This window comes from Chryseobacterium sp. AC417, assembly GCF_979258215.1.
In genome coordinates this window covers 722,229-735,147 of the sequence record NZ_OZ409845.1, presented here as the reverse complement: position 1 = coordinate 735,147, position 12,919 = coordinate 722,229, and the positions used below count along the sequence as shown (strand labels likewise).

13 protein-coding genes are annotated in these 12,919 nt (G+C 30.6%); 6 read left to right on the top strand and 7 right to left on the bottom strand.

What is annotated here, in order from left to right; translation table 11 throughout:
- Positions 1–2 precede the first annotated feature (2 nt).
- The 6 genes from ACZZ9T_RS03510 to ACZZ9T_RS03485 form a co-directional block, all read right to left on the bottom strand.
- Positions 3–149 carry a bacteriocin-like protein gene (locus ACZZ9T_RS03510; RefSeq protein WP_463430004.1) on the bottom strand — a complete coding sequence of 49 codons (147 nt, stop codon included), beginning with the start codon at positions 147–149 and terminating at the stop codon, positions 3–5.
- A gap of 38 nt (positions 150–187) precedes the next feature.
- Entirely contained in the window at positions 188–331 is a 144-nt protein-coding gene (locus ACZZ9T_RS03505; protein WP_463430003.1) for a bacteriocin-like protein, read from the bottom strand.
- A gap of 94 nt (positions 332–425) precedes the next feature.
- On the bottom strand, positions 426–1,934 hold the full coding sequence (locus ACZZ9T_RS03500; RefSeq protein WP_463440940.1) for a vitamin K epoxide reductase family protein: 1,509 nt from the start codon (positions 1,932–1,934) through the stop codon (positions 426–428).
- A gap of 121 nt (positions 1,935–2,055) precedes the next feature.
- On the bottom strand, positions 2,056–2,460 hold the full coding sequence (locus ACZZ9T_RS03495) for a hypothetical protein (protein WP_463440939.1): 405 nt from the start codon (positions 2,458–2,460) through the stop codon (positions 2,056–2,058).
- 6 nt (positions 2,461–2,466) lie between these two features.
- Positions 2,467–3,003 carry a TlpA family protein disulfide reductase gene (locus tag ACZZ9T_RS03490; protein WP_463440938.1) on the bottom strand — a complete coding sequence of 179 codons (537 nt, stop codon included), beginning with the start codon at positions 3,001–3,003 and terminating at the stop codon, positions 2,467–2,469.
- 41 nt (positions 3,004–3,044) lie between these two features.
- On the bottom strand, positions 3,045–3,716 hold the full coding sequence (locus ACZZ9T_RS03485; RefSeq protein WP_463440937.1) for a hypothetical protein: 672 nt from the start codon (positions 3,714–3,716) through the stop codon (positions 3,045–3,047).
- 1,258 nt (positions 3,717–4,974) lie between these two features.
- Here ACZZ9T_RS03485 and ACZZ9T_RS03480 point away from each other — a divergent pair.
- The 6 genes from ACZZ9T_RS03480 (at position 4,975) to ACZZ9T_RS03455 (ending at position 11,760) form a co-directional block, all read left to right on the top strand.
- Positions 4,975–5,823, top strand: coding sequence for a helix-turn-helix domain-containing protein (locus ACZZ9T_RS03480; RefSeq protein WP_463440936.1), 849 nt, complete (start codon positions 4,975–4,977; stop codon positions 5,821–5,823).
- Positions 5,824–5,910: 87 nt separating this feature from the next.
- Positions 5,911–6,087, top strand: a complete 177-nt coding sequence (locus tag ACZZ9T_RS03475; protein ID WP_463440935.1) for a hypothetical protein — start codon at positions 5,911–5,913, stop codon at positions 6,085–6,087.
- Between the two features lie 42 nt (positions 6,088–6,129).
- A complete protein-coding gene (locus tag ACZZ9T_RS03470) occupies positions 6,130–8,169 on the top strand; it encodes a CocE/NonD family hydrolase (RefSeq protein WP_463440934.1) in 2,040 nt (679 codons plus the stop codon).
- 201 nt (positions 8,170–8,370) lie between these two features.
- The gene (locus tag ACZZ9T_RS03465) at positions 8,371–10,632 is read left to right on the top strand and encodes a lantibiotic dehydratase family protein (protein ID WP_463440933.1); all 2,262 of its coding nucleotides are present in this window, start codon (positions 8,371–8,373) and stop codon (positions 10,630–10,632) included.
- Positions 10,633–10,677: 45 nt separating this feature from the next.
- A complete protein-coding gene (locus ACZZ9T_RS03460) occupies positions 10,678–11,532 on the top strand; it encodes a thiopeptide-type bacteriocin biosynthesis protein (RefSeq protein ID WP_463440932.1) in 855 nt (284 codons plus the stop codon).
- A 93-nt stretch (positions 11,533–11,625) separates the two neighbouring features.
- Positions 11,626–11,760 (top strand): bacteriocin-like protein, encoded by a 135-nt coding sequence (locus ACZZ9T_RS03455; RefSeq protein ID WP_463440931.1) that lies wholly within the window; start codon positions 11,626–11,628, stop codon positions 11,758–11,760.
- An 84-nt stretch (positions 11,761–11,844) separates the two neighbouring features.
- On the opposite strand, the gene ACZZ9T_RS03450 is transcribed toward ACZZ9T_RS03455, so the two are convergent.
- Positions 11,845–12,888: a PA0069 family radical SAM protein gene (locus ACZZ9T_RS03450; RefSeq protein WP_463440930.1), complete on the bottom strand. Its 1,044-nt coding sequence runs from the start codon at positions 12,886–12,888 to the stop codon at positions 11,845–11,847.
- Positions 12,889–12,919: the final 31 nt, after the last annotated feature.

Below are 12,919 nucleotides of genomic sequence, written 5' to 3'. Positions count from 1 at the left end.
TTTTATGATTCTACGGGACATGGTACAATACAAATAATATTGGGGCATCTTTTTATTCCCGGAGGAGGGCAGCACGCCTGAGAGCAACCTGCAGCTCCACCGTTAATGTCTTTCATCTGATTTCTTGAGATTTTTTTTAAATTTTTCATAATAAAATAATTTGGTTAATTTGATTTGATGATTCAATTTAAGGCTGATTTCCGCCTCCGCATCCGTCGTAAGCGGTGCACTTCCATTTTCCGTCGATCAGGCAAAGTTGTCCGCCTTTGCAGGTAAGACCGCCCTGAATCGTTTTCATTTCCTTTCGGTTGATTTTCTTTAAATTTTTCATAAAATTGAATTTGGTGTTTTCCTACTCTTTTTAAGCTTTTCGGATGTCGCTTTTTATTAAAATAAAATTAAACAATTTAAATTAAATGAAATAATTATGTTGGAAAATCTTCATCTTCAATCAGTTCACTGATAAAATAATGAATATCTTCACGGTCATATTGATCTGGAAACAGGTAACCATTAATAATAAAAACAGGTGTGAAAGTAATTCCTGCAGCACTGTTTTCTGCAGTCATCCGGATAATATTGGTAAGATCTTCAAGATTCCCTGCATCGCTTTTTCTGCTAATTTCACTTTCATCTTTATTTTTAAACCAAGTATCCACAGACTGTAAAAATTCTTTTTGTGATTTATTTTTGTAAATGTTTAAAAAATCCGAAATAAGCTGGGTATACTTTTCATCAGCTCTTTCTTGTGAATAATTAAACCTCATTTGGAGAGAAATTTCGTCAGGATACTGCAGCAATAAATCTTCTACAATCTTGTGAGCATTTTTACAAAATCCGCAATAAGGATTAGAAACAACAGAAATATGAAGTTTTGCATCTTTATTTCCCAAGAAAAATGTCTGAGTATCGGTAAACTCGATTTTTTCTTTATCTAAAAGTTCTCTTTTGAACAAGTCATAATTTCTTTTAAACCTGAGATTTTTTGCATTAGATTTTTTGAGTTCCTCTTTCTGATTCATCAGATTATTTACAAAAACAAGCGTCAAAAACAGTGAAATAAATAAGAGAACAGCAATAAAGACAACCGGTAAAGTTGCTTCCCAACTAAAGTAAATGGAGCTGATTATGATCTGAGCAAGCAGAATGAAAATTATTACAATACAAACTCTGCAGAGTGATTTTTCTATAAAAAACTGAACGTAAAATGAATAAAGAATCACAAAAATTGAAATCATGGCGGTAATTCGCAAAATACATTGAGCCTGTGGAAAAAGAAGTCCGATCCATATAATTCCCAAAAAATACAGTAAGCTGAAGTCTGAAAGCTTTAATCCCAAAACATCGGTCGTATCGGAAGAGAAAATCTTGGAACATGAGCTCTGCGAAGCATTATTTGAAGCACCGCCACAAATATTACTGACTACAGCAGATTCTTGCCCAAACTTTTGATTGAAAAGTTCTAAGGAAATATAAACTCCGGCCAGCGATAAAATATTGAAAATACTTTCATACCACGTAAACTGCAGAAACGAATAGAGAAGAATAATCCCAAAAACTAAATAAATGAATGGCTTAAAATTGAAAAACGATGTAGTTTTTACATTTTCAGTTTTCTCAAAAAGAAGCACGAAATCTCCTGAATTTTTATAAAGTTCTTCCTTATTGAGTGTCTTTATTTTATCGGAATAGATGGTGAAATCATTTCCTTTCTTTTTTACCAAAGAAAATGAATTGTCTACCAATGCCATATATTCTTCCGGCAATTCGTTCCAATATTCTTTATCTAATTCATAAGCATCATTTTTTAACCCCAGAAAATTTAGAGTATCACTAAAAGCCAGAGCCGATGGATAATTGGGATGAGAATTAAACTGAAAATAGAATTCCTGCTTATCGAGTTTAAAATAGTCTATGAGTTTATCGAAATTCATGGATTGATTTGGTGTGTGATTAATCGGATGAAGATAATAAAATAATTTTTAAGTTCATCTGTATTGCACAGAATAATATCAAAAAGATAATCGCTCTCATAGAGAGCGATTATTATTATTACTAACGATTTATCGTCATTAAAGATTCTTCTGAAACTTTATATTCACCTTTTTGATATACATCTTTACTTGAAAGTAAAACTTCGTAAGTATAAATGCCTTTAGGTAAATTATAGGTGCACTCTTTTTCGTCTTTTTGGATAACGAATTCTTTTTTTACTTCTTCATCTTCTATTTTTCCGTTTAGCTTAATGGTAATTTTCTCATCCATTTTGTTTTTGAAACAAAAGCTGTCAACGGTTTTGGCATTTGGGTCTGCTTGCTTTGTGCCGTTTCCTTTTAAAGCCATGTAACCTTGTACGAGAATATTACCAATTGCTAAACCTTTGTCAAAACCTGTATTTTGAGATTTTAATTTAGAAGAAAATATTAAAATGAAGAATACAAAATAATACTTGGACTTCACATTTAATTATCTGACTGAATTTAATTTTTTAGAAAACTCTTGATAATCTATTCCTCCTTCTTCATTATAAATAACCTTTCCATTTTTTATGATATAAGTTTTCGGAACAATATCTGTGTACAATAAATTATTTTTATCCTTTCCATCTAAAAAGTTTCTAATAGCCTTTCTGTAATTTCTGTTTTCAAAAGTGATATCATTAAGTCTATGTTGAGAAAGATAAGATTGAAGTTCTGTACTGTCTTTATCAATCGATAGAAAAACTAATTTTACATCTTTGTTTTCAGTAGCTATTTTTTCAAAAATCGGCATTTCTTCCAAACAAGGTTTGCACCAAGTTGCCCAAAGATTTACAATAACCAAACTTTCTTTATCTAAATATTCTCTTTGAAAATTACTGTTTGAAAGTTCCTTATCATCTTTAATACTTAGCTCATCGTTAGCTTTCCCGAATGTTGTATTTCCTATTTTAAAACTAAAGCGAGAACCGATTAAGAATAATGCAACGACTAAAATAATAACTATACCTATAACTTTTTTCATCATTTAAAATTATTTATTGTTAAATATATAAAAAATTACACTTATTCCATCAAAGAATTAATTATGTAAGCCTCATCGTTTTCATTTACAAAATAATCTCCCGCTTTTATAATATAACTACCATTTTCATTTTTAACTATCATGTCACTTTTAAACGTCATTAAATTGTTGTTCTTTTTTATTTCTTCTCTTTGTTCATTATTAAGATCAAATTTTATTGATGTACTTGCGGATTTCCCCCATGACGGATAATACGCACAAACAGTAACTGTATAATCAACTTCATGCCCTAAGATTGTTCCCGTAACATGCTCTTGTAGACAAACTTTTTTAATTTTAAATTTAGCAGATAGAGGGTATTCAATTGTATTGTTAACAATTTTATATTCACCTTTTTCCAATACTAAAGGGTTGTCGTTTTCATCTTTGAATTGGGGCATAATAATGTCGTTTTCTACGCTGACTGCACCATCTTTAATTGGAGTGGAACTTTCAAAATTTGACGAAAAAGCATTTGTTTGAGATCCATCTTTATTTGTAATTATATAATGACAGTGTGTTGTAGAAATCACATCTAGGTCGAAGAAACCAAAAACACTACAGCATGAAGTTTTATAGCAAGCAAGCATTCTTTTTTTTGCGGTTTCTTGGGCCGAAACAAAATTTGTTAATACTATAAATCCTAATAGGATAATTTTAAATAAATTTTTCATAATTGTTTGATTGTTAATTTTAAGGTTTTAATTAATCTTTGTCATACAAACCCTGACATGGGTTTTTTGCTGATCAGCGCTTCATATTTATATTTTTGTATTGTACACATACAAAAAATAAACATTTTTGTTTTTGTTGAAGCAAAGATGCAGGAGATTTGTGAAAAAGGCAAACATCATATATCGAAATTGGTAAATTCAGGAATTAGAAAAGTCGAAATTGATAAAAATAGTAACGGGTATTTCTATAAATAATTAATAACCAGAATATTATAAATCATTGGTAAAGGTTATTAAATTCTAAAAAAAGTGTAATTTTGTGTCAGAAAAATACAAATGTTCCGATCTTATTCTGTTGTTTTTATTCTTGTCTTCCAAAATTTATTCTTTTCTCAAAGCATAAAAAATTTTGTGATCCCTGATTCTTTGAAAAAAGAAAAGCTCTGAGCAACTACAAAAACAATATGATAAAGTTTTCAGAATCGATAATAACAAGGCAGAATTATATGCTAACACTATTTTAAGCAAAGGAAAAAAAGAAAAAGACAATATTCTTATCTATGATGGGTATTATAAAATCGCTCATACAAAAGGTCTAAAATCTGAAAACGGACATCCTTATGCAGACTCGCTTATTAACATTACAAAAAATGTTGATACAAAAGAGTATCCTGCGAAAGCACATATAATAAAAGGTATTTTATACAATTATGATTGGAAATATGCAGAAGCTCTTGATCATTATATTGAGGCACAAAAATTATCCAAAAATAAAAACGCAGATCAATTTTTTTACATCAAAAAGCTTATTGGAATTCTAAAAACAGCTACTGATGAAAACAAAGAAGCACTTCCTCTTTTTTTTGAATATTACAAGTATCAGAAACAAAAGCTGAATACCGGCAATAAAGATATTAAAAGTTATATCGGTTCTATTTTTTCGGTCGCAAATTGCTACAATAAAGACAAGCAGTATAATAACGCTTTAACTTATATTAATATTGGGCTTAAAGAATGTCATAGACTTGGAGATTATACTCATTATCCATATTTTATATCGGGAACAGGTATTGCAAATTATTATTTAAAAAACTATAGGCAAGCAGCGGAAAACCATCTAAAAGCAGAAAATAGTTTTCTCAAGAACAATGATTACGGAAATTTAGCCATCACCTATTATTTTTTAGGCAAAATAAATCACGACACCCATAAAGATAACATTGCAGTAAAATACTTCATCAAAGCAGATTCTGTCTTAATGCTTTCTAAAGATTTTTATCCAATAACACGTGACGGTTATGAAGTTTTGATAGACTATTATAAAAAAACAGGAGATAAAGAGAAACAGCTCAAATACATCGATAAATTATTCTATGCAGACAGCATTATCAATAATAGTAAACAGTATCTGTCAAAAGAAATTTATAAGAAATATGATACTCCCATATTATTACAAAAAAAAGAAGATTTGATTAATGATCTAAACAATAAAAATTCTTTATTATATTGGTGTTTAGGTGGTGGGTTCGTAATACTTTCGGCATTGCTTTTTATGTTTATCAAGAATAAAAAGAAAGTACGAGAATATGAAAAACAAGCAGAACTACTTTTAAGAAACTCAATAAAATCAATTGATCTCGTACCACAAATAACAGTTTTTAAAGTTGAGAAAATCAATGAAGATAATCCCGTTTTACAAAAACCCAAAACCACAGTTCCAAGTAATATATTAGTAGAATTAAAATCTCAATTAGAATTATTTGAAGCCAATAAAGTGTTTCTGCAAAAAAACATTACGGTTGATGGGTTAGCTAAAGACCTTGGAACAAACCGTGATTATCTGTCTAAATCAGTTAATGAATTGAAAGGAAAAAATTTCTCACAATATCTGAATGAACTCCGTATCAATTATATTGTTGAGGAATTAAAAACCAATAAAGTTTTAAGAAAACACACAATATCCGCTATTGCAGAAGATATTGGATTTAATAATTCTGAATCGTTTTCTAATGCTTTTAAGAAAATTACAGGAACTCTACCCTCTTATTATATTAAATTGGTGCAAAATCAACAGTCTAAAAATGAGAGTTTTTGTAAAATAACATAAGCCGTGATTGATAAATTTCGACATCAATACTTTTGATTCCATTGTAAAAGAAAGTTAATTTGCACTGCAATTAAAATTTAAATCAAGATGAAACAAAAAAAACAAACAGAAAAAAAATTATCTTTAAAAAAACTACAAATTACTAAGTTGAGCATGATTAGAGGTGGTGATGGGGATATTGATACCATGACCGGTGGAGATACAACGAATACAAGTAAAAATTGTAATAGTGTAGTTAAAGCGACAGTGTCAATATTACCATAAATAATTTTAATTATGCTTCATGCAAATACTAAGAAAGTTTTAATGAAAATAGTACATTTAATTTTGATGCTGTCTTCATTAAATTCTTTTTGTCAAAATATTTATTTTAAATCTTACGGTGACACCGACATTGATAATAAAACTTTTGTAGATCAAATAAAAAATTTGAACCGGAAAGTTTTGCATGATTATAGTAATAATGACACAACAAAGTTCTATGACAATGTTTTCCGTTTTTATATTTTAGACGGAGATTATAAAAATGGACTCTATTATTTAAATAAATTAAAAAATGTCCCAGAGTATAAAATGCTCGATTATAATGAAATAATAGGAGTCCAATTCGAGTTGTTTGCATTAGCAAAATTAGATACTGAGAAAAATAGCTTTAGCGAAAAGTATGCAAACGTATTTAACAAAAAAATAAATTCTTTAACAGGTGCTTCTAAATTTTTTTTAAAAGATTATTTTGTAAACAAAGAACAAGATTTAAAGATTCAAATATCTAAATTTTTAAATACAGATATTGTTAATGACAGCATTTCTACACCCAACGCAATTAAACTATGTAGATATTATATAGCATATTTAATTGCTAAAGAAACTAATAATATTGCGAAGACTTTAATTGAAAGATTAGATAAACAATCATTCTCTGTGAAAGACAGTATTATCATAAAAACAAAAAAAGGAAACGAAATTACTCTATACTATATACTCAATAAAAAAATAAAGGAACCAAAACCTTCTATTTTAAATTTTTCAACATATATAGGAGATAATGACTACTTTATTTCTACAGCAAAAATAAATGCAGACAGAGGTTATAATATAATATATGCTTTCAGTCGAGGAATTTATTTAAGTAAAGACGAAATCACCCCATTTGAGTTTGAAGTTGAAGACGTGAATGAAGTAATAGAATGGATTTCTAAACAAACATGGAGTAATGGGAAAGTAGGAATGATTGGGGGAAGCTATGACGGTTTCAGTCAGTGGGCGGCAACAAAAAATCTGCACCCCGCTTTAAAAACTATTATTCCTTCTGCTTCCGTAGGATTTGGGATTGATTTCCCGATGTACAATAATTGTTTTAGTCCTTACATGCTACGTTGGTTAACTCATGTGAACAAAAAAACAGATTTCGATACCTTTGGCAATGAGAAAAAATGGCTTTCAATTTATAATACATATTATAAAACCGGTGTAGCTTTTAATAAATTGGACAATATATATGGAGGAACAAATCTCACTTTTCAGAAATGGCTAAAACATCCATCTTTTGATAATTATTGGCAGTCTAAACTTCCTTATAAAAAAGATTTCGCAAAGATTAATATTCCAATTCTAACACTTACCGGATATTACGATGCAGATCAGAGAGGTGCAATGTACTATTATCATAATCACCTTAAATATAACAAGAATGCAAATCATTATTTAGTAATTGGTCCTTATAGTCACAGCGGAGTAGTTTCAGGAATTGAGGAAGAATATAAAGGATATAAAATTGACTCTGTGGCAAATATCAATTTAAAGGAAATTTCCTTTCAATGGTTCGATTATATTTTGAAAGGACAAAAAAAGCCTGAGTTCTTAAAAGATAAAGTCAATTACCAGTTAATGGGCAAGAATCAATGGAAAAGTGCACCATCCATTGATAAAATAAGCAATAAGAAGCTGAAATTTTTTCTAAATAAAAAGAAATTAGAAAAAATGAGATCTAATAGGGATTTTATTATTCAAAATATTGATTTTGCAGACAGAAAAGATACCCTGCAAAGTTTTAATGATGAAAAAATATTGGATAGTGTAATTTATAAGAGAGATTTAATTGAAAAGCTTGTTTTTGAGAGCGAACCTTTTGATGATTCTTTCGAAATAAATGGAAATTTTACAGGGAATTTAAAAGCGTCTATAAATAAAAAAGACATGGATATTACCCTAAATATTTATGAAAAACTTGCCAATGGGCAATATTTTAAATTAACACATGAACATTTTGCAAGAGCAAGTTATTCTAAAGACAACACAACAAGAAATTTACTGAAGCCAAATAAAGGTAGAAACAATTCCCATTAAAAACACATTTTTCACCAGTAGAAAAATAGAAAAGGGCAGTAAACTTATTCTAATATTAGGCATTAGGAAAAGTCCAGATGTTCAAATAAACTACGGCACCGGAAAAGACGTAAGTTTAGAAACCGTAGCAGACGCAAAAGAACCTCTTGAGATAAAGTGGTACAACGACAGTTACATTGAAATTCCTATTTTTAAAAACTAATGCCCGATTTCCCTTATCATTTTTTTGAAGAGTGTGTGGTTCGTACTCCTTTATTTTCACGCAGAAACTTTCAGGAAAAAGCAGATAAAAAGGCATTTTCGGATGAAGAACTAAAAGAAATTTGCGAAGATCCAGTTTTTCAGGAAGCTATTTATCTAGCGTCACCCAGTCTGTATCATCAACTGAATAAATGGTTTCATTCAGAAAAAGAATTATCCTCAAGTCAACACCCAAGACTTAAAAACACCATTTTAAAATACTATACCAGAATGAGTACACGATGTACGCCATTCGGACTATTTTCAGGAATTGGCTTGGGGAAATTCAGTAATGAAACTTTAAAGCATTTTAATCAAGGAACTATAAACAACCAACAATTACCAGACAACCAATTGCGTGATACAAAATTGGATATGCACCTGTTAGTTTCTCTAGCAAAATCTTTTGAGAAAACACCCCAAATTGCAGCAAAGCTTTTATATTTCCCCAACAACAGTATCTATAAAGTAGGAAAAAAAATCCGGTATGTAGAATATGAATATATTGCCGGGAAAAGAGACTATATTATTTCATCAGCTCCCCTGGCTGACGAATTGGAACAAGTTTTGGATTTTGCAAAACAAGGCAGAACAATCAGCCAGATTGCAGATATTCTTATCAATAATGAAACTACAAAGAATGAGGCAATAGAATTTATTGAAGAATTGATTGACAATCAGGTTTTGGTCAGTGAGCTGGAGCCTACAGTTTCGGGAATTGATTTTTTAGGCCGGATAATTTCGATTTTAATTAAAGTCGAAGCAAAAACTGAAGCTGATATTTTAATTTCGATAAAAGAAAAGCTCAATCAGTTGGAAGTAAAGATCGGAAACCTGATTTCTTTATATGCAGAAATTGAAGATTTAATCAAGTCTTTCAATGCAGATTACGAGCAAAAATACCTTTTTCAGACAGATCTATATTTTGAAGATGAATTCACTCTGCCCGTTCAGTGGAAAAAAGAAATAAGAAAGGCGTTAAGTTTTCTGAATAAAATCACCTCATCACACAGAGACATTCCGATTGAAAAATTTAAAAAAGCATTTTCTGAACGGTTTGAAACTCAGGAAATGCCCTTATCTTATGTTTTAGATACAGAAATCGGAATTGGATATAAACAGGATCAAACTGCTAAAGGAATTCATCCTTATTTAGAAAATTTGCAACTTCTTGCTTATCGGAAAAAGCAAAATCTTATGATTGAATTGACACCTTTTCAGAAAATTCTTAATGAGAAGGTACAAGAAGCTTTAGTTGAAAATCAATTCATCATTGAATTACATGACGAAGATGTAAAAGATTTTGAAGAAAACTGGAATGACATTCCCGATACCATATCCGTAATGGCAGAAATATCTTCGGAAGACGGTCATGAGAAATTATGTTTCGGAAGTGTTGGAGGAAGCAGTGCAGCCAATCTTCTGGGAAGATTCTGTTCAGAAAAGTCTAAGGTGAAAAATTTAACACAACAGATTACAGTAAAAGAAGAGATGCTTTCCTTCGACCAGGTTAGGCTAAACTCAGCTCAGCAGGACAATAATAAAATTTTAGCAGAAATCATCCATCTTCCCGAAGCCAGAATAGGAAATATAATAAGAAGACCAACTTTAAGGCAATATGAAATTCCATATTTAGCTGCATCTGTTTTACCGGAAGAAAATCAAATTCCTGTCGATGACCTCTACATTTCTTTAAAAAATGACCGAATCGTATTGCGTTCAGAAAAATTGAATAAAGAAGTAAAGCCTTATTTGAGCAATGCGCATAATTATCATCATAATTCTTTACCGGTTTATCATTTCTTATGCGATATACATTCACAAAACACTAGGACGAATTTGTATTTCAATTGGGGAGGTCTTACTCAAGTTTATAAATTTTTACCTAGAGTTGAATATAAAGACATCATTGTGTCAAAAGCCCAATGGAATATCACAGAAAAAGATATTGCATCATTAGGGTTAATTATTAATGATAAAGATGAATTCCTTTTACAAATAGGAATATGGCGAGGTAAAAGACAAGTTCCGCACTGGATTCAGTTGATAAAATCTGACAATACTTTACCGATGAATTTAGAAAATTATGATATGGCAAAACTTTTTATACAAACCATAAAAAGTGAAAAAACGATCACGATTGAAGAATTTTTGTATCATGAAAATGATGATTACAAGCATGAGTTTATTTTCCCGATGTACAGAGAAAAGTTCAGAGATTAGTAGCGCCAGCAATCAGATAAATTGGCAAAAAAACAAAGTTAAATAATGAACAAAAGAAAGTTTAAACCAGGAGATGAATGGCTTTATCTGAAAGTTTACACAGGAATTAAAACAGCAGATATTATTCTGGATGAAGCTATAAAATCCGTAGCCGAATATTTACAGACAAATAATGATATCTCAAAATGGTTTTTCATTCGCTATCATGACCCAAAACCACATCTAAGAATAAGATTTTGTCTTAATAATTCTGAAGATTACAGAGTTCTCAATAAAATAACAAATGAACTTCAAGAATTTGTTGACAGCGGAGAAATCTCAAATATTTCAATCGAAACTTATAGCAGGGAAATTGAACGTTATGGACAAAACACCATAGATGAAGCTGAAACATTATTTCACAAAAACAGTGAATTTACTTTGCTGTGTTTACCATACGACGATGAAGATAAGTTGATGTTCAGTATTTTTTATATTAATGAAATGTTGAATAAGCTTGATATTAAGATTCATGAAAAACTTAGATGGATCAAAAATTTTAATGACGCATTCAAAGAAGAATTTAATGCCGATAAAAATCTCAACAGTCAATTAGACAAAAAATACAGAGAATTTAGACCAAAACTAATGAACTTCTTGCAATCGGATGAGTTTTCGGATGAAAGAAATTCAATAATTATTCATGTTGAAGAATGCAATTCTGAATTACAAAATATTCTTCATCATCACCAAAACCAATCTTTGGAAGTTTCTTTACAAAGTTTTTTTCAAAGCATATTTCACATGAATATTAACAGACTCTTTGTGTCCAATCAAAGATTATTTGAGACGATTATGTATGATTTCTTATTGAGGTACTACAAAATGAAACAGCATTTTTACTCAAACGTAATACATTAAATCAAAAAAAACTTAAAACAAATTTTAAAAAAAAGAATTCTATTGATTTTTTAATTATCTTTACTAAACCATCAAATTTTAAAACAAAACGTTATGAAAAATTTAAAAAAACTTAACAAAGAGCAGTTAAAATCAATTACCGGAGCAGGGGGAATCAAAACATCTCCAGAACATGTATTTCTGTATGTATTATTGCAATGGCGTTGTGGTTTGTGCAACCTGCAGTGATGATTTTAAATGTCCTGATGATTCAATGTAAAGAAATTATCAAAAATGAAATGAACCGTTCCTGTATTGGAGCGGTTTTTTTATTTAAAACAACTTCAGCTGTTGTTCTCTTGTTCCGGTAAAGCCATCCGTAGAAAGTTTCGGAAACTCTTTTCCTTCAAAATATTTCTTTCTGCCGATTTTAAAAGTATTGTGAATCATTTCTGCAATATTTCCTTCGCCTTGCTGTCTTTCAAAAATTCTTTTATCACCCAGTTTTCCTCCACGCATTGATCGAATAAGGTTTAAAACTTTTTGAGCCCTGTCGGGAAAAGCATTTTCAATCCACTTTATAAAAACAGGTTCTACGGTGTCGTTTAATCTTACCAAAGTATATCCGAAACTTCCGGCTCCGGCATCTGAAACAGCTTTTAAAATAGCCAAAGGTTCGTCACTGTTTAATCCGGGAATAATGGGAGCAACCATTACATTGACCGGAATTTTATTTTCAGAAAGAACTTCCACTGCCTTCAGTTTGTTTTTTGAAGTGCTTGTTCTGGGTTCCATTTTTCTTCTCAGATCTTCGTTGATAGTCGGGATGCTTAATGAAACAGAAACCAAATTCTGTTCGGCAAGTGATTTTAATATATCCAAATCACGAAGCACCAAAGCATTTTTTGTCAAAACATTAACGGGGTGTCTGTAATCAAGACAGACTTGTAAAAGTTGTCGGGTAATCTCAAATTGTCTTTCTGCGGGTTGATAACAGTCGGTATTTCCGGAGAGTAAAATGGGTTCCGGTTTATAGCCTCTTTTTCTGAAAAATTTTTCCAGTAATTCCGGAGCGTTTTTCTTAACCATGATTTTTCTTTCAAAGTCAATTCCTGCACTGTATCCCCAATATTCGTGCGTCGGTCTGGCAAAACAATAGGAACAGCCGTGTTCACAACCCTGATAAGGATTCATAGAATACTGTATCGGCAAATCTTCGCTTTTTACCTGATTCACAATGCTTTTCGGGAAAACTTCGGTGAAGGATATTTTTAAAGTTTCGAAATCTTCATCTTCGGGTTCAAAGGTAAATCTGTCGAAACGGTTGATTACATTTCGCTGAGCACCTTGTCCTTTTATGATGTTTTCGTTCTGCATAATGATGTAAAGTTATAGACCTTTGTTCTGA